15 protein-coding genes are annotated in these 17,634 nt (G+C 73.4%); 7 read left to right on the forward strand and 8 right to left on the reverse strand.

The features are described from left to right. The coding region (locus ACWD3D_RS09275; RefSeq protein ID WP_451460291.1) for a class I SAM-dependent methyltransferase at window positions 1-807 on the reverse strand (807 nt) is incomplete at its 3' end. A gap of 111 nt (window positions 808-918) precedes the next feature. Here ACWD3D_RS09275 and ACWD3D_RS09280 point away from each other — a divergent pair. Together ACWD3D_RS09280 and ACWD3D_RS09285 are read left to right on the forward strand one after the other, a co-directional pair. After that, window positions 919-2,229: an MFS transporter gene (locus ACWD3D_RS09280; protein ID WP_451460292.1), complete on the forward strand. Its 1,311-nt coding sequence runs from the start codon at window positions 919-921 to the stop codon at window positions 2,227-2,229. A gap of 397 nt (window positions 2,230-2,626) precedes the next feature. Continuing rightward, the gene (locus tag ACWD3D_RS09285; RefSeq protein WP_451460293.1) at window positions 2,627-3,724 is read left to right on the forward strand and encodes an LLM class flavin-dependent oxidoreductase; all 1,098 of its coding nucleotides are present in this window, start codon (window positions 2,627-2,629) and stop codon (window positions 3,722-3,724) included. Window positions 3,725-3,734: 10 nt separating this feature from the next. Here ACWD3D_RS09285 and ACWD3D_RS09290 read toward each other — a convergent pair whose 3' ends face one another. Genes ACWD3D_RS09290 through ACWD3D_RS09300 form a run of 3 tightly spaced genes read right to left on the reverse strand, consistent with a single transcriptional unit; the run spans window position 3,735 to window position 7,874 of the window. Next, window positions 3,735-5,093: a carboxyl transferase domain-containing protein gene (locus tag ACWD3D_RS09290; protein ID WP_451460315.1), complete on the reverse strand. Its 1,359-nt coding sequence runs from the start codon at window positions 5,091-5,093 to the stop codon at window positions 3,735-3,737. A gap of 28 nt (window positions 5,094-5,121) precedes the next feature. Further along, a complete protein-coding gene (locus ACWD3D_RS09295; RefSeq protein WP_451460294.1) occupies window positions 5,122-6,624 on the reverse strand; it encodes an acyl-CoA synthetase in 1,503 nt (500 codons plus the stop codon). Between the two features lie 29 nt (window positions 6,625-6,653). Next, entirely contained in the window at window positions 6,654-7,874 is a 1,221-nt protein-coding gene (locus ACWD3D_RS09300) for an MFS transporter (protein WP_451460295.1), read from the reverse strand. Between the two features lie 168 nt (window positions 7,875-8,042). On the opposite strand from ACWD3D_RS09300, the gene ACWD3D_RS09305 reads away from it, so the two are divergent. Continuing rightward, a complete protein-coding gene (locus tag ACWD3D_RS09305) occupies window positions 8,043-8,474 on the forward strand; it encodes an Lrp/AsnC family transcriptional regulator (RefSeq protein ID WP_451460296.1) in 432 nt (143 codons plus the stop codon). Window positions 8,475-8,476: 2 nt separating this feature from the next. On the opposite strand, the gene ACWD3D_RS09310 is transcribed toward ACWD3D_RS09305, so the two are convergent. The 4 genes from ACWD3D_RS09310 to ACWD3D_RS09325 form a co-directional block, all read right to left on the reverse strand. Continuing rightward, window positions 8,477-10,177: a GAF domain-containing sensor histidine kinase gene (locus ACWD3D_RS09310; protein ID WP_451460297.1), complete on the reverse strand. Its 1,701-nt coding sequence runs from the start codon at window positions 10,175-10,177 to the stop codon at window positions 8,477-8,479. 27 nt (window positions 10,178-10,204) lie between these two features. Beyond that, window positions 10,205-11,242: a rod shape-determining protein gene (locus tag ACWD3D_RS09315; RefSeq protein WP_451460298.1), complete on the reverse strand. Its 1,038-nt coding sequence runs from the start codon at window positions 11,240-11,242 to the stop codon at window positions 10,205-10,207. Window positions 11,243-11,380: 138 nt separating this feature from the next. Further along, window positions 11,381-11,956, reverse strand: coding sequence for a hypothetical protein (locus ACWD3D_RS09320; RefSeq protein WP_451460299.1), 576 nt, complete (start codon window positions 11,954-11,956; stop codon window positions 11,381-11,383). A 40-nt stretch (window positions 11,957-11,996) separates the two neighbouring features. Further along, complete coding sequence (locus ACWD3D_RS09325; RefSeq protein ID WP_451460300.1) at window positions 11,997-12,488, reverse strand: MarR family winged helix-turn-helix transcriptional regulator; 492 nt, start codon at window positions 12,486-12,488, stop codon at window positions 11,997-11,999. A 170-nt stretch (window positions 12,489-12,658) separates the two neighbouring features. Between ACWD3D_RS09325 and ACWD3D_RS09330 the strand changes: the two genes are divergently transcribed. The 4 genes from ACWD3D_RS09330 (at window position 12,659) to ACWD3D_RS09345 (ending at window position 17,351) form a co-directional block, all read left to right on the forward strand. Beyond that, on the forward strand, window positions 12,659-13,678 hold the full coding sequence (locus tag ACWD3D_RS09330; protein WP_451460301.1) for an NADP-dependent oxidoreductase: 1,020 nt from the start codon (window positions 12,659-12,661) through the stop codon (window positions 13,676-13,678). A 69-nt stretch (window positions 13,679-13,747) separates the two neighbouring features. After that, entirely contained in the window at window positions 13,748-14,176 is a 429-nt protein-coding gene (locus ACWD3D_RS09335) for an organic hydroperoxide resistance protein (protein WP_451460302.1), read from the forward strand. 93 nt (window positions 14,177-14,269) lie between these two features. Continuing rightward, a complete protein-coding gene (locus ACWD3D_RS09340) occupies window positions 14,270-15,082 on the forward strand; it encodes an EI24 domain-containing protein (protein ID WP_451460303.1) in 813 nt (270 codons plus the stop codon). 145 nt (window positions 15,083-15,227) lie between these two features. Then, window positions 15,228-17,351, forward strand: a complete 2,124-nt coding sequence (locus ACWD3D_RS09345; RefSeq protein WP_451460304.1) for an acyltransferase family protein — start codon at window positions 15,228-15,230, stop codon at window positions 17,349-17,351. The last annotated feature ends 283 nt before the right edge of the window (window positions 17,352-17,634 follow it).

Here is a 17,634-nt window from a genome sequence, read left to right on the forward strand (position 1 = left end):
GCCGTTCGAGTCGCGCCCCCACGTGGCGCACGATCTCGTCCTCCGTGTAGGCGGGCTTGCGGGACCGGGCGCGGGCGTGTAGAAGGAGGCGACCGCGGGCTGCCCGGTGTAGTTGGGCCCCGCCCCCGGGTCGCCGCCGAGATAGCGGAACGGCAGCCTTGCCGTACGCCCGCCCCGGAGGGTGAGCCGGTGGTGGCGAGGGGCGTACTCGTACCCGGCCGCGCGCAGCGCCCGCACGGCGGCACGCCCCGCCGGAGCCCCGTCGGCCCAGCGGATCGAGTCGGGGTCGAAGTGCGCGACCAGCAGACCGTCGTCGGTCACCCACGACGCGGCCCGGGCGAGCAGCCCGAGCTGATCGCCGACGTAGTGCAGACCGTGCACGCAGGTGATCAGGGTGTACGTCCGCTCCGGCGTCCAGCGCGCGACGGAGGCGACGACCAGTTCCAGCCGGGGTGGCGCGGCCAAGGGCGTCATCGGCCCCACCAGGTCGACGCCGGTGACCACGGCGTCCGCCGGGAGTACGGACACCGCCTCGTGCAGTGCCCGGCCCTCCCCGCTGCACAGATCCAGCCAGGACGGGGCGGCGCGGGAGAGGAGCTGGGCGAGCGGATCGAAGCCGAGCTCGCGGGCGTAGCTGTTCACCCCGGCGAGTCCGCGCTCGCGGTTCATCGTGTTGTTCGCGACGACCGGGGAGTCCTCCAGCGCGTCCTGGGCGACCAGCCGGTGTCCCGGGTTCACCGGGGACGGGCACGTTCCCGGTGAACCCGTGTTCTCCGTGTCCCGCAGCGTCCCGGATGTCGTCGTCACCGGCTCATTCTGCCCGCTCGGGACCTCCGTGTCCCAGCGGTTTCCGGACCGGCCGCCCCTCCTGCGAGGGGCGCGTTCCGGCAGGTCGGGGGAGGGCCGCTACCATCCGGCGTGACCCAAAAGAGCAAACCGGATGTACACCGCACGCGCATATTCGCCGACCTGACCCCGCTGCGCACGTCCCCCGACTACCGGCGGCTGTGGTTCGGCAATACCGTGTCCTGGATCGGGCAGGGCATGACCTCGCTCGCGGTGTCCCTCCAGGTGTACGACCTCACCGGGTCCGCCTTCTCCGTGGGCCTCATCGGCTTCTGCTCGCTCGTGCCGCTGGTCTTCTTCGGCCTGTACGGCGGGGCCATCGCCGACACGATGGACCGGCGCAAGCTCGGACTCGGCAGCTCCGCAGGATCGTTCCTGCTCTCGGCGGTCCTGGTCGCCTCCGCCTTCGCGGGGGTGGAACAGGTCTGGCTGCTGTACACGATCGTCGCCCTCCAGGCCGTCTGCTTCGCGCTCAACTCCCCGGCGCGCAGCTCGATGATCCCCCGGCTGCTGCCGCCCGAGCAGCTTCCCGCGGCCAACGCGCTCGGCTCCCTCACCAGCACCACCGGCACCCTCGTCGGCCCCATGCTGGGCGGTGTGATCGTCGGCTGGTGGGGCTACCGCGCCGCGTACACCGTGGACGTCGTCACCTTCACCGCCTCCCTGTACGCCATGTGGCGCCTGCCCGCGATGCTGCCGGACCGGAGCGGTGACGCCGGAGCGGGCGAGGCCGCGTCCGGCACCGGTCAAGGAGTGGAACAGCGGCCCGAGCGGGCCTCCGTGCTGGAGGGGCTGCGGTTCCTCGGCACCCGCCCCAACCTGCGGATGACCTTCTTCAGCGACCTCTGCGCGATGGTGCTCGCCAGCCCCAAGGCGCTCTTCCCCGTCGTCGCGATCGTCTGGTACCACGGCGACGCGCGCACCACCGGACTCCTGGTCGCTGCCCCGGCGTTCGGCGCCCTCCTCGGCGGAGTCTGCTCGGGCTGGCTCGGCCGGGTCAGACGGCACGGCCTCGCGGTCGTCTGCGCCGTCGCCGGCTGGGGCGCGGCGATCGCCGCCTTCGGCCTCACCCGCCAACTCTGGCTCGGCATCGTCTTCCTGGCACTGGCGGGCTGCGCCGACACCTTCTCGATGGTCTTCCGCGGCACCATGCTCCAGGCCGCCGTCCCGGACCGGATGCGCGGACGGCTCCAGGGCGTCTTCATCGTCGTCGTCGCCGGAGGCCCCCGCCTCGGGGACTTCCTGGCCGGCTCCGTCGCCGACCTGGCCTCCCCGGCCGTCGCCGTCACCGGCGGCGGCATCGCGTGCGTGGTCGCGGTGCTGCTGCTGGCGCTGAAGTGGCGCGGCTTCCTCCGTTACGACGCCAGGAACCCGCAGCCCTGAGACCAGGAACCCGCAGCCCCGACGGCACCGGGCCTCCGGTCCGCCCGGGATGTGGCGGCGGACCGTCCGGGATGCGGGACGTGGTTGTCGGGCGGCCGGTGGGCGGATCAGGATGCCCCCATGGCCCCTGCCCCGGTTTCGCGACGCCCCGCGGTCCAGCCGCGTGTCCCGGCCGAGTGCTGTCGGGCCGAGCGCTGCCGGGCCGGGCGATGTCGGGGCGAGTGCTGTCGCGCCGAGCGCTGTCGTACGTCCTGCTGACGCGCACCGCACGACTCCCGCCCTCCCGCCCGTCCCCGCCGTACACCGGTCGCACACCGCGCTCCGGCGCGTGCGGGCCGGGCCCGCGGGGCCGCTTCCCCGCCTCCCTCGTTCCCACCGCTGCCGATCGGGGTCCGCCATGTCCGAGAGCTCCCTCCTGCTGCACTGGTTCCTGCCCACCGGCGGCGACGGCCGCGATCCCGGCGGAGTCACCGCCGTCCAGGGCCGGACCAGCTCCGCCACCCGCCGCCGCGCCGACATCGGCTACCTCGCGCAGGTCGCCCGCGCCGCCGAGACCGCCGGGTTCCACTCGCTGCTCACCCCGGTCGGGCTGGGCTGCGTGGACCCGTGGATACTCAGCGCCGCGCTCACCCAGCACACCGAGCGGATCGGCTTCCTCGTCGCCTTCCGCGCCGGATTCACCAGCCCCACACTCCTCGCCCAACAGGCCGACGCCTTCCGTCGGTTCGCCGGGGGCAGGCTCTCCCTCAACGTGGTCACCGGCGGCGATCCCGCCGAACAGCTCGCCTACGGCGACGCGTTGCCGCACGACCAGCGGTACGCCCGTACCGACGAGGTGATGGCGGTGCTGCGCGACCTCCTCGACGGGAAGGAGGTCGACCACGACGGCGAACACCTGCGGATCGAGGGCGCCAAGCTCACCGACCCGGCAGTCCAGTACCGGGTTCCCCTGTACTTCGGCGGCGCTTCCCCCGCCGCCGAGGCGGTCGCCGCCCGCCGGGCCGACGTCCAGCTCCTCTGGGGCGAGCCGCCCGCCGCCATCGCCGGACGCGTCGCGCGGCTGCGCGCGGTGGCCCCCGCCCTGCGGTACGGCATCCGGCTGCACGTCATCAGCCGGGACACCTCGGCCGAGGCGTGGGCCGAGGCCGACCGGATTCTGGGCGGCATCGACCCGGAGGCGGTACGGGCCAGCCAGGAGCGGTTCGCGCGGATGGACTCCGTGGGCCAGGCCCGGATGACCGCCCTGCACGGCGGCAGCGCCGACGCCGCGAAGCTGGAGATCTCCCCGAACCTCTGGGCCGGGATCGGCCTGGTGCGCGAGGGGGCCGGTACCGCGCTGGTCGGCTCGCACGACGAGGTGGCCGCCCGGCTCGACGAGTACCGGCGCCTCGGCGTGGACGAGTTCGTCCTCTCCGGCTACCCCCACCTGGAGGAGGCGTTCCGGGTCGGCGAAGAGGTCGCCCCCCGCCTCCGCGCCCTCGCGAAGGCGTTCTGAGAGGCGGCCCTCAGCCGGCGTCCGGCGCCTCGCCCACGATGCCCCGGGCGATTCCCAGCGCCACCAGGTCCTGGGGCCGCAGGCCGAGCTGGTCGGCCGTCTCGTCGGCCCTCTCCGGCGGGCGCTTGAGGATCGCCGCCGCCGACTCCGGCGCGATCACCGAGAAGTAGCTGTCCGCCGTGACGTAGGTGCGCCCGGGGGCGGCCAGCGCGAGCGCGCCGCCCGAACCGCCCTCGCCGATCACCAGCGTGGTCACCGGCACCCGCGCCTGCGCGATCGCGGCGAAGGTCTCGGCGATGGCCGCGCCCGCCCCGGCCCGCTCGGCCGCCGCGTCGTTGGCGGCGCCCGGGGTGTCGACCAGGGTGAGTACGGGGATGGAGAGCCGGTCCGCGAGCCGGACGGTCCGGGCCGCCGTCCGGTAGCCCGCCGGCCGGGTGGCGGTGCCACACTGGGCGACGTACGCCACCGGCCGGTCCCCGTGCAGCCCGAACCCGCAGAGCGTGCCGGGGTCCGTGCCGCCCGCCCGGTCGCCGTGCAGGGGCAGTCGGTAGCTGAAGTACGCGTCCAAGTACGCCTCGGCGCCCGGTCGTTCCGGCGCTCGGGCCAGGGCCACCGCCTCCCGCCCCGTCGCCGGGAGCCGGGTGCGCGAGAGCGCCTCGGGTACCGGTGCGGGCCGCACGCCGGACGCACGGGCCCCGGCCTCGGAGCCGCCGCCCAGCACCGCCAGCCACCGGCCCAGCGTCCCCGCCAACTCGGCCGGGTCCACCACCGCGTCGACCTGCCCCGCCGCCCACTGCCCCTCGGCCGTGTACGCGTACGGCTCCGCGTCCGGCGGGCGCACCCGCGAGCCGGCGAACCCGACCTGCGCACCCGCCAGCGCCAGCACCACGTCGGCACCCGCACCCACCGTGGCCCAGCCGCCGCCGGTCGTCGGGTCCCGCAGGACCGCGAGTTGCGGCAGCCCGGCCGCCCGCAGCTCCGCCGAGGCGCGGGCCACCCGCTGGAGTTGGGTGAGCGCGACCATGCCCTCCTGCATCCGGCTGCCGCCCGTGGCGACGAGCGAGACCAGCGGCAGCCGCAGCTCCCGGGCGAGGGTGTACGCGGCCGTCAGCCGGTCCCCGGTGCGGTGCCCCAACGAGCCGCCCAGGAAGCCGAATTCGAAGGCGAGCAGCACGCAGGGGTGTCCGCCGGCCGAAGCCGTGCCGTGCACCACCGACTCCGTCTCACCGGTCCGCTCCCCGGCCCGTGCCAGCGCCGCCCCGTAACCGCTCCAGCCGAGCGGGCCGTCCGGTGTCCGCGCCCCGCCCGGATGGTGACCGTCGCCGGGGGCCGGCCGTTCGTCGAAGGTGTCCGCGACGGCCGCGATCATCTCGCGCGCACTCAGGCGCGACGGACCCTCAGCCACCGTGCCCCGGCCCCTGCGGGGTGACCGTCAGGGCACGCTTCATGATCTTGCCCAGGTCGTTGCGCGGCAGGGCGTCGAGATGGCGGACGACGCGGGGGCGCTTGTGCGGGGAGAGGAGCTTCGCCACATGGTCCGCCAACTCGGCTGCGTCAGGCGGCGATCCGGGGTCCGCCGGCACCACCCAGGCTACGATCCGCTCGCCGAGGTCCGCGTCCGGCTCACCCGTGACGGCGGCCTCGCGGACCCCGGGGTGGTCGAGCAGCGCGTTCTCGATCTCGCCCGCCCCGATCTTGTAACCGCCGCTCTTGATCAGGTCGGTGGCCTTGCGCCCCACGATCGTCACGTACCCGTCCGGGGCGACCGTGGCCATGTCGCCGGTCCGGAACCAGCCGTCCTCGGTGAACGCCGCCGCCGTGGCGTCCGGCCGGTTGAGGTACCCGCTGAAGAGGTTCGCCCCGCGCACCTGGATCTCGCCGATCGCCTCCGGCCCGGACACGGGGGAGCCGTCCTCCTCCACCAGGCGGAGCTCCACCCCGGCGAGCGGCGGGCCGACCGTGCCGGGCCGGGAAACACCGTCCGCCCGGACACCGGTGTTCATCAGGGTCTCCGTCATGCCGTACCGCTCGATCACCCGCCGCCCGGTCGCGGCGTACAGGCGCTCGTGGTCGTGGACCGGCAGCGCGGCCGACCCCGAGACCAGCAGCCGTGCCCCCGCCAGTGCGTCCCCCAGCACCGCCCCGGCCTGTCCTCCGGCGGCGAGCACCTCCGCCAGACGGTGATACATGGTGGGGACGCCGAACAACATCGTCCCCCCGGTGGCCAGTTCGCGGGCCACTCCCTCGGCGGAGAACCTCCCCAGGTGACGTACCGAACCGCCCCGGCGCAGCGGCCCCAGCACCCCGAGGACCAGGCCGTGCACATGGAAGAGCGGCAGCGCGTGCACGAGGACGTCGTCACCGGTCCACCCCCAGGCATCCTCCAGCGCGTCCAGCGAGGCGGCGACCGCCCGGCGGGGGAGGACCGCGCCCTTGGGCGGCCCGGTGGTCCCGGAGGTGTAGACGATCAGCGCGGCCGTCTCGGGGCCGGGCTCCACGGGGGCGGGTCCGGGAGAGGCCGGCGCGTCCGCGTCCACCAACACGTCGATCCGGGGGAGCACGGCGAGCACCGGCGGCAGGACGTCGTCCGGTCCCGCGAGCACGGCGGCCGGTGCGCTGTCGTCGACGATGTGCGCGAGTTCGCGCTCGCCGGTCTTCGGGTTGAGGGGTACGGCGGGCACGCCCGCCAGGAGCGCGGCCACCACGGCGACGACGGTTTCCGCCGACGGGGTCGCCCACACGGCGACCCGGCCGCCCGCCCCGGTGATCCGGGGCCGCAGCTCCCCCGCGAGGTCCGCGAGACGGGCGTAGGAGAGGGAGAGTTCACCGAACCGGACGGCCTCCCGGCCTTCCGTGCCGGCGGCCGGGGGATTCTGGAGCGCGGGGAGAAGTGGCGTCACGCCCGCCAGACTAAGGGCTGGCGGGGGACTCAGCCCGAGTCCCGCTGGATGTTCCGCATCCGCCCGTACGCGTACACGCAGCCCGCCAGCGCGAGATCGGACAGCAGCATGAAGCCGATCGAGTACGAGCCCTTCGCGCTGTAGATCGCGCCCATCACCAGAGGCGGCACGAACCCGCCGAGACCGCCCATCGCGCCGACGATGCCGGTCACGCTGCCCACCTTCGGCTGCGGCGTCACCTGCGAGACCAGCGCGAAGACGCTGCCGCTCGCGGTGCCGAGCCCGGCGGCCATGGCGAGCAGCGCGACGGTGCCGCCCGGGTTCAGCGCGGGGTCGAAGGCCTGGACGATCGCCATCAGCGCGGCCAGCAGCAGCGCCGCCGCGGTGACCAGCGCCGGGTGCATGTGGTCGGACAGATAGCCGCCGACCGGCCGGAAGACGACGGTGACCAGCGCGAACCCGGCAGCCTTGGTGCCCGCGTCGGTGGGGGACAACTCGTACCAGGTCTTGAGGTACGTCGGCAGATACACGCCGAACGCCACGATGCCGCCGAAGCCGATCGCGTAGAGCGCCGACAGCTCCCAGGTCACCCGCAGCTTCCCCGCCTCGGTGAGCCGGTGGACCAGGGTGTCGGCCGGTACGGGCCGGTCGGGGCGGTCGGTGATCAGGAAGGCGGCCAGCAGCGCGTACACCAGCAGAGCGCCCGCGACGATCAGGAACGGCAGGTCGTCGCTGTGCTTGGCGATGCGCGGGGTGAAGTACCCGGAGAGCGCCACACCGCCCATGCCCATGCCGAAGACACCGAGCGCGAGGCCCCGGTCGGAGGGCGGGAACCAGGAGTTGACCAGCGGGATGCCGATGGCGAACGTGGTGCCGCCCAGCCCCAGCAGGAACCCCACCGCGAGCATTGCCCCGTACGAGTCCTTCGCCGGGATCAGCAGCAGCACCGGCACGATGGTCAGCGCCGACACCGCGGGGAACATCAGCCTCGCCCCGTACTTGTCCGTCAGCGCGCCCACCGGGATGCGGCCGAGCGAGCCGACGATCACGGGCACGGCGACCAGGAAGGACTGCTGGAACGAGCTGAGCCCGAGCCGGTCCTTGAACTCGCCCGACAGCGGCGAGACCAGGTTCCACGCCCAGAAGGTCAGCGCGAAGCCGATCGTGGCCACCACGAGGTTGCGGTACGCGGCGGCGGAAGGCTTGGCCGCCGCCGGGGCGGCGGGCTGCTTGGGGGCTGCTGTTTCCACGGCCCCAGTCAAGACCGCCCGCCCACCGGCAGCGCGCCGGACTGCTCCGAGCGGGGGACCTCGGCGGTGGAGACGCGACGGCGGCACCGCCCTCACGCCCAGTGCGCGCCCGTGCTCCCACCGTCCCCTCCACAGTCGGTTTTGTCCGAATGCTGCGACAATCGCGGTATGGACCGGCTGGACAGAGAAATACTCGCCATCCTCCAGGAGGACGCCCGCATCTCGTACCGGGACCTGGGCGTACGCGTCGGGCTCAGCGCCAATGCCGCGGGCGACCGGGTGCGCCGAATGCGCCGCGACGGAGTCATCCGCGGCTTCACGGTGATCATCGATCCCGCCGCCGACACCCGCTCCGGACTCGTCGTCTTCATCGACGTCTCGTTGCGCCTGGACACCACCAACGAGGAGTTCGAACGCTCCGTGCTGACGCTCCCGGGCATCACCGAGGTGGTGCACCTGACCGGCGGCCACGACTACCTGGTACGGGCCACCGCCGCCGACCCGGGCGCGCTCGACAGCCTGCTGCGACGCCTCAAGCGGGACGCGGGCGTCGCCCACTCCATCACCCGGATCGCCCTGCGGGCCGCCCCCACCCACTGACCTCAGATCGGCGCCTGCCAGGTGAGCGGCGGCCGTCGCTCACCCCGGTCGTCCTGCCCGTCGTCCGAGACCAGCAACCGCACCGCCCGCCGCCCGTCCGGCAGCCGCACCGTCGCGTCCACCTCGACCTCGATCGCCGAAACCCCCGTCCTGCGGTGCGCGGCGGCCAGCGCGCCCCGCAGGGCCGCCAGGAGCTTCCCGGCCGCCGGCTCGGCCACCAGGGCGTCCACCGGGCCGGCGAAGTGCACCGACGGCTGGAAACCCAGCAGCGCCGAAGCTCCCGCGGTCTCCCGCAGCACCCGGCCCCGGAACGTCGTCGGCGCGTCGGCGGGCGGCTGCTGGAGCGCGAAGATCGTGGTCCGTACCTCCTGGATCGTCGAATCCAGCTCGTCCACCGCCCGTACCAGCAGACCGTCCGCCTCCACCGCCTCGTCCGGGTCACCGCTCCACTCCGGGGCCTTCGTCGCCGCAACGGCCCGGCGGCGGGCCGACTCCAGCGTCATCTCGGTCGCGAAGAGCCGCTGCACCACCAGATCGTGCAGGTCACGGGCGATCCGGTCGCGGTCCTCGTAGACCGCGAGCTGCTCCCGGTCCAGTTGGGCGTCGGCCATCACCAGGGCCAGCGCCGCCTGCGAGGCGAACTGGGTCGCCAGCTGCTTGTCCGCCGAGGTGTACGGGCGGCCGCCCCGCAGCCGGGGCAGGGCGAGAGTGCCGATCAGCCGGCCGCCGCTCTCCAGCGGCAGCATCATGCTGGGCCCGTACCGGTGGCGCACCGAGGTCGTCATCATCGGGTCCGTCGCCGCGTCCTCCAGGAATACCGGCTGCCCGCCCAGCAGATGGACGAGTACGGGGGAGCCGGGCGCGATCGAGGCGCCCAGGATGCCCGTCGGGTCCTCCAGGGTCGACACGGTGACGATCTCCATGCCACCGTCCTCGCGGGACTGGAGGATCACCCCGGCCGCCGCCTCCGCGAGCACCCTGGCTCCCTCGGCGACGGTCTGCAGCGCCTCGGCCCGGCTCGTCCCGGTGAGCAGCGCCGTGGTGACGGCCGCCGATCCCTGGAGCCAGCGTTCCCGCTGGAGGGCCGATTCGTAGAGTCGCGCGTTGCTGATCGCGATGCCCGCCTGGGAGCCCAGCACCCGCAGCAGCGCGTCGTCCGCGTCGGTGAACGGCCGCCCGCCGCTCTTCTCGCAGAGGTAGAGGTTGCCGAACACCTCGGTGTCGACCCGTACCGGAGTACCGAGGAAGGTGTGCATGACCGGATGCCCGGGCGGCACCCCGACCGAACGCGGGTCACGGGTCACATCGTCGGAGCGCAGCGGCCGGGGGTCGTGGATCAGTGCGCCGAGCACTCCCTCGCGGCCGTCCGGGAGAGCCCCGATGCGCCGGCGTTCCTCGTCGCCGAGGCCCGCGGTGTACAGCTCGGTGATCCGGCCGGACTCGGGGTCCAGCACCCCGAGGGCGGCGTAGCGCGCGTCGGTCAGCAGGGAGGCGGTGTCCACGATCTGCTGGAGCGTGATGCCGAGCCCCAGATCGGTGCCGACGCTCAGCACCGCCTCCAGCAGCTCCGGCAGCCGGGGCGCGTAGCCGTGCGGTGTGCCCTCCGGCCGGGCGGGACCGTCCGCCGTGCCGGGGGTGCCCTCGGGCCCGTCCGGCCCGGTGTCCTCGGGCCCGTCCCCACCGGTGCCGCGCTCGCGCGCCATCCGCCTCGTCCCAGCCCCTCCGAGCGGTCAGCCGACGAGCGGGTGGAGGGCCATCGGGGCGATCGTTCCGTCCAGCATCGCGCCGAGGCCGAGGATCGAGCAGACGTCGGGCCGCTCCGCGATGGTCACCGGCATCCCGGTGGCCGTCCGAAGCAACTGGTCGAAGCCCGGCAGCAGGGCGCTGCCGCCGACCATCATGATGCCCCGGTCGGCGAGGTCGGCGACCAGATCGGGCGGGCAGTCCCGCAGCACCCTGCCGAGGCCGTCCACCACCGCGGTGAGCGGGGTGTGGATCGCCTGCCGCACGGCGGCCGTGTCCACCTGGACCGAACGGGCCAGACCCGTCGCCACGTCTCGGCCGTGGATCTCGGTCACGGCGGGCCCCTGCGAGGTCAGCCCGGTGCCGCTGAGGGCCAGTTGGAGGGGGCGCACGGACTGGCTCGGCAGCATCAGTTCGTGGTGCTGGCGCAGGTGCTGGATCACCGCGTTGTCGATGGTGTTGCCGCCGATGGGGATGCGTACGGCGGTGACGATCGAGCCCAGCGAGAGCACGGCGATCTGGGTGGTGGCCGCTCCGCACACCATGATCATGGTGGCGGTCGGCTGCTCGACGGGGAGTCCGCAGCCGACGGCCGCCGCGATCAGGGTGTCCACCAGCTCCACCCGGCGGGCGCCGAGCCCGACCAGGGTCTCCACGGTCGCGCGCTGGGCCAGCGGGTCGCTGTCGTGCGGGGTGCAGGCGGCGGCCCGCAGCCGGGGCTTGCGGCGGAGCTGGCGGCGGAGCTTCTCGCCGATCAGGTGGCGCAGCATCCGCTGGGCCATCTCGATGTCCACGACGGTGCCGCCCGAGACGGGCCGGGCCACCCGGATGTAGCTGGGGGTGCGGCCGGTCATCTGCTCGGCGAGCGCGCCCACCGCGATGAGCGATCCGGTGCGGGTGTTGACGGCCGCGACACTCGGTTCGTCCACGACGAGCCCGAGCCCCTTCACGTACACCCGGGTGCTCGCGGCTCCCATGTCGACGGCGATGTGGCAACGGCGCAACTGCTCAAGGCTGACGGTCACGGCGGGTTCTCCCGAGAGCGCTGGTGGTGTCCCGGCGGCGGCCGGCTCTCCTTCGCATCGTGGGCGGGGCGGGGACCGGGCGCGCGTTGAGGTACGCCGGAAGGGGCCCGGGGGACCGGTGACTCCGGGGGCGGTCCGTCAGCCCGGCAGCAGTCGTTGGAAGAGGCCCCAGGTGAACTCGGCGACGTACGGGGCGCGGGTCGCAGGGTCCGTGAAGGCCAGCGCCCAGCGGGTCGGCGCGCTGCCCTCCATCGGGCGGACCGGCGCGAAGGCCCGCGCCACCTCGTCCACGGTGCAGGACCACGGGGTGAGGTCGGCGGCGGTCCGCAGCTCGGGGCCCGGGGTTCCGGGCGCGCGGACCAGCCACGCGTTCCACACGGCTCCGCCCGGTGCCGCCATCACCTCGAACCGCAGGCCGGGCCAGAGCGGCAGCGCCCACGTCAGCGCGTCGCACTCCAGATCGCCGACCCTCCGCCGGACGGAGCGCTCGGGCTCGCCGAGCACGGAGCGGTACCGGCGCAGGACTCCCCGCCCGCCCGGTCCGCGCACCATGGCCTGCCAGCGGCGGTTCGCCTCGCGCGCCTCGGCGAGGGTGGCACTCAGCTCGTGCCGGGCGTCCTCGGCCAGTTCCGGCTGGTGGTCGGCCATCCGGCGGAGCAGGACGAGCTGGAACTGGAGCGGTCCGAAGGGGGCGGCGGCGGTCATGCCGTCCATCCTGCCCCGCGCCCTCTTCCCGCCGCTCGGCCCGTGTCGCTCAGCTGCCGGAGCCGTCGGCAGCCCCGGCGACGAGGTTCTCCAGGGCCGTGCGGTCCCCGCCGGGTCCGGCGCCGAGCATCCGGCGCAGCAGGTCCCGCAGTACCCTGCGCTCCGTCTCCGACAGGCCGGCCAACGGCTCGCGGGCGAAGTCCAGCGCTTCGCGCAGCCGCAGCGCGGTCGCGCGCCCCTTCTCGGTCGGGGCGGCGAGCTTCACCCGCCGGTCGTGCGGGTCCGGGCGGCGTTCGACCAGGTCACGGGCTTCCAGCCGGTCCACGATGCCGGTCACGTTCGACGGCTCGCACTTCAGCTTCTGCGCGATCCGGCGCATGGGCATCGGCTCCAGGGACAGCAGACCCAGCACCCGTGCCTGGGCGCCGGTGAGCGAGAAGGAGGCGGCGGCCCGGTCGTACTCCTCGTAGTAACGCGCCACGACAGTGCCGATCAGCTCGACGACTTCGAGGGTCAGAGGATCTGTGCGCGGGGTGGTCATGACACACAGGATACCCAGTTGCTTGACAAGGTGAAATATTCAGGAGCATGGTTGTTTCATGTGGTGAAGCTTTACATGATGAAGCTCTGTGCGGTGAGCCATGCCGCGCCGTGCGCCCCATCGCTTACCACCCATACCCCCGCACCCCGCACCGAGGAGAACCCGAGCCCATGTCTGCAGCACTTCCCGCGTCCAGCCGCGAATGGCACCTCGTCGCCCGCCCGCACGGCTGGCCGAAGCCCGAGGACTTCGCGCTGCGTGAGGCGCCGGTGTCGGCTCCGGCCGAGGGCCACGTCCTCGTCCGCAACCTCTACTTCTCCGTCGACCCGTACATGCGCGGCCGGATGAACGACGTGAAGTCGTACACCCCGCCCTTCCAGCTCGACAAGCCGATGGACGGCGGCGCGGTCGGTGAGGTCGTCGCCTCGAACGCCGAGGGCATCGCGGTCGGCGACCACGTCCTGCACGGCCTCGGCTGGCGCGAGTACGCCGACGTCCCCGCGAACCGCGTGGCGAAGGTCGACCCGGACGTCGCCCCGCTCTCCGCCTACCTCGGCGTGCTCGGCATGACCGGTCTCACCGCCTACGCCGGTCTCTTCGAGGTCGCCTCCTTCAAGGAGGGCGACGTGGTCTTCGTCTCCGGCGCCGCCGGAGCCGTGGGCAGCCAGGTCGGCCAGATGGCCCGGCTCAAGGGCGCCTCCCGCGTGATCGGTTCGGCCGGTTCCGACGAGAAGGTCAAGCTCCTGGTCGAGGAGTACGGCTTCGACGCGGCGTTCAACTACAAGAACGGCCCGGTCCGCGACCAGCTCCGCGAGGCCGCCCCGGACGGCATCGACGTCTACTTCGACAACGTCGGCGGTGAGCACCTGGAAGCCGCGCTCTCGTCGTTCAACGTCCACGGCCGCGCCGCCATCTGCGGCATGATCGCCCAGTACAACAGCACCGAGCCGACGCCGGCTCCGCGCAACCTCGCGCTGGTCATCGGCAAGCGGCTCCGCCTGGAGGGCCTGCTCGTCGGCGACCACACCGCGCTCCGGCCGAAGTTCGTCGAGGAAGCCGCCGCCTGGCTGGCCTCGGGCGAGCTGAAGTACCGCGAGACCACCGTCGAGGGCATCGAGAACGGCTTCAACGCCTTCGACGGCCTGATGCGCGGCGAGAACACCGGCAAGATGATCGTCTCGCTCGTCTGACCGCAGGACCGCCCGTCACGGCCGGCTCCGTCACGGACAACGCTCGTACCCACAGGAGGAGTACCTCGCATGAGCATCCCGAACATAACCGTCGCCTACACCGCCGTCGCCACCGCCGAGAACGGCCGTGACGGCCGGGTGTACTCCGACGACGGCAACCTCGACGTCGTCGTCAACCCGCCGAAGGCGATGGGCGGCAGCGGCAACGGCACCAACCCCGAGCAGCTCTTCGCGGCCGGCTACAGCGCCTGCTTCCAGAGCGCCCTCGGCGTCGTCGCCCGGCAGAAGAAGGTCAGCATCGCCGGGTCCACCGTGACCGCGTCGGTCGGCATCGGCCAGGCGGACACCGGCGGCTTCGGCCTGGAGGTCGCGCTCACCGTCTCCATCCCGGACGTCGACACGGAGACCGCGCGCGAACTCGTGGAGCAGGCCCACCAGGTCTGCCCGTACTCCAACGCCACGCGCGGCAACATCAAGGTCGACCTCGTCGTCGCCTGAACCCGCCGCACCACGGCGAGGGTCGCACTCTCCCCGGACACCCCCCGGACACCCCCTGGCGGCGTCCGGGGGGTGCGCACGTACCCTGGCGCCATGAGTGATCTCGCGGCCGGATTCGGCTACTTGCTGAAGGGGCAGCGCTGGGTCGTCCGGCACGGCCGCTGGTTCGGGTTCGGGCTGCTGCCGGGACTGATCACGCTCGTCCTGTACCTCGGCGCGCTCGTCGGACTCGCCTACGGCGCCGACGACTTGGCCGACTGGTCCACCCCGTTCGCCGACGACTGGTCGTCGCCCTGGCTCGGCCTGCTCCGCAATACGCTGACCGTACTGGTCTTCGCCTTCGGGCTGTTCCTCGCCGTCATCACCTTCACCGCCGTCACGCTCCTGGTCGGCCAGCCGTTCTACGAGTCGCTCTCCGAGGAGGTCGACCGCAGCGAAGGCGGCGAGGTTCCCGAGTCCGGGCTCCCGCTCTGGCGCGAACTCTGGGTGTCCGCCCGGGACTCCGTCCGCATCCTGGTGCGGGTCTCCCTCTACGGCATCCTCCTCTTCGCCCTGGGATTCATCCCGGTGGCGGGACAGACCGTCGTGCCCGCCCTCGGTTTCTGCGTCTCCGGCTACTTCCTCGCCGAGGAACTGACCTCCGTCGCCCTCCAGCGCCGGGGACGCGACCTGCGCGCCCGTCTGGCGCTGCTGCGCGGCCGGCGGGCGCTGGTGCTGGGCTTCGGCGTCCCCCTGACGCTCGCCTTCCTGATTCCGGTCGTCGCCGTGTTCCTGATGCCGGGCGCCGTGGCCGGCGCGACCCTGCTGGTGCGCGACCTCGTCGGCGCGGACACCGGGACCGCCGAGGGAGCCACGGACGCACCGGCCACCACGGGCCCCTCGCTCGTGAAGGCCGAGGACGAGTAAGTGCACGGAGTTGGGGCGTAGTTGCGTCCTTGGTTGCCTCTGCGCCTCCTGGCGGACGCAGAGTGCGGAGCTGTCCCGTCCGTAAGCGTTCCGGGGCCGGGCAGTCGCGCGAGCCGGCACCCCCGGCTCCGCCAGGAGCCGCCCCATGACCAGCGCGACCCCCGCCGACATACGCTCCCGCCCGGTGGGCGGTGCGCCGGCACCCGGCCCGGTCCCCGCCCACCGGCACCGGCCGGACATCCAGGGCCTGCGGGCCGTCGCCGTGGGACTGGTGGTGCTCTCGCACGCCGGAGTGGCCGGGGTGGCGGGCGGCTATGTGGGCGTCGACGTCTTCTTCGTGATCTCCGGCTTCCTGATCACCTCCCTGCTGCTGCGCGAACACGCCTCCACCGGCCGGGTGTCCATCCGCGCTTTCTACGCCCGCCGCGCCCTGCGGCTGCTGCCGGCCGCCTCGTTGGTGACCGTCGCCACGCTGGCCGGGGCCTGGGCCTTCCTGTCGAAGGCGCGCCTCGCGGAGTACGCGGGTGACGCGCTCAGCAGCGCGCTGTACCTGGTCAACTTCCGCCTGGCGAGGTCCGGTACGGACTATCTGGCGCAGGACAGCCCGCCGTCGCCATTCCAGCACTTCTGGTCGCTGGCCGTGGAGGAGCAGTTCTACCTGGTGTGGCCGCTGCTCCTGTTGCTGGCCCTGCGGCTCGCCCGGGGGCGGTACGCGCGGGTGGCCCTGCCACTCGGGGCGGTCTGCCTGGGGTCGTTCGCGCTGAGCGTCCTGCTCACCCGCTCCTCGGCTTCCTGGGCATACTTCAGCACCCCCGCACGGGCCTGGGAGCTGGGCGCCGGAGCCATGGCGGCCCTCGCGGCCGGACGGCTCGACAGGGCGCGCCCGTGGTTCGTCGCGGCACTGAGCTGGTCCGGCCTCGCCTGCGTGCTGGTCGCGGCCCTCCGGTACGACGACGCGACCCCGTTCCCCGGCTACCACGCCGCTCTGCCGGTCCTCGGCGCCGCCCTGGTCCTCGGCGCGGGCGGGGCACCCGCCCGGTACGGTGCCGGGCTCCTGCTGGGCCGGCGGCCCCTGGTGTGGATCGGCGGACTCTCGTACGGCTGGTACCTCTGGCACTGGCCGCTGCTGGTGATCGGCCCGATGGCGCTCGGCGACGGCGACGGCGGGGTGCCGACGGCGCTCGCGCTGTGCGCGGCAGCCCTCGTCCTGTCCTGGCTGACCCTGCACCTGGTGGAGAACCCGGTCCGCTTCCACCGGGCGCTCAAGGAGCGGCCCCGCCGGGCCTTGATGCTGGGCGCCGGACTGTCGGCGGCGATCACGGCGCTGGCACTGACGGCGGCAGCCGTGCCACTGGTGATCGAGACGGGCCCGCCCGCACCGGCTCTCGCCCGCGAACTGGCCGGTGCTCCCGACCCGGCGGCGCGGCTGGCCCAGCTCCTCTCCGCCCCGCCCACCGAACTGCCCGCCAACCTCACCCCCGGTCCGGCCGGGGTGAAGGCGGCCCGCTCCGCCGTCTACCGGGACGGCTGCCATGTCTCCTACGACGGTGGTGAGGTGCGGTCCTGCGTCTACGGGGACCCGGCGGGCTCCCGGACCGTGGTGCTCTTCGGTGACTCCCACGCCGCCCAGTGGTTCCCCGCCTTCCAGCGCCTGGCCACCGACCACCACTGGAAGCTCATCTCCCTGACCAAGGCGTCCTGCAAGACCGCCGAGGTCACCATCATCAGCGACCACCGGCCGTACACCACCTGCGACACCTGGCGGGAGAAGGCCCTCGCACGGATCGAATCGCTCCGCCCCGACCTCGTCGTCGTCTCCTCGTCGGACGCGGGAGACCCCTTCCACCCCACTGCCGACCCGCTCGGCCAGTGGACGGACGGCTTCGAGACCGTCTACCGGCGCCTGGCCGCCCACGGCGCCCGTGTCGCGGCCCTCCTCGACACCCCCTGGCCCAAGGGCGACCCGGTGGACTGCGCTGCGAACAACTCCACCCGACTGCGGGCCTGCGAGAACAGCTACTCCGCCTCGGCCCATGACCCCGTGCGCGCGGACGCCGTACGAACCGCCGCCTCGGCGACCGGCGCCACCCTCGTCGACCCCCGGGCCTGGATCTGCGACACCCGCGCCCACCGCTGCCCCGTCGTCGTCGGCAACGTGTCCGTCTACCGCGACACCAGCCACCTCTCGGACGGCTACACGGCCGCGCTGACCCCCGTCCTGGAGCCGGTGATCGAGGGGTTGGTGGCGAATGGTCCCTACGGGGCGTGAGGGTGGCACCTTCCGGTGTTCACCCGATGAGCGAGGCGGCAACGGCGTTCCGGGGCCGCCTTGTTCGACCCGGCACGGGTCTCGCGTCTCGGGCCTCGGTTCTCGGGTCTTGGTTCTCGGGTCTTGGGGTTCGAGCTTCGTTGACGGTTCATCACTCGTTCGAGGGATATGGAGAGGTGCGCGGGCCGACGCTTGAGCTTCGGGATTCGGGGGTCGGGATGCGAGGTCCGGGATTCGAGCGCTGTTGTACATCCGGGGGGTTGGTAGGTAGGGGTTTGAGAAA

This window comes from Streptomyces sp. NPDC002690 (assembly GCF_053592415.1).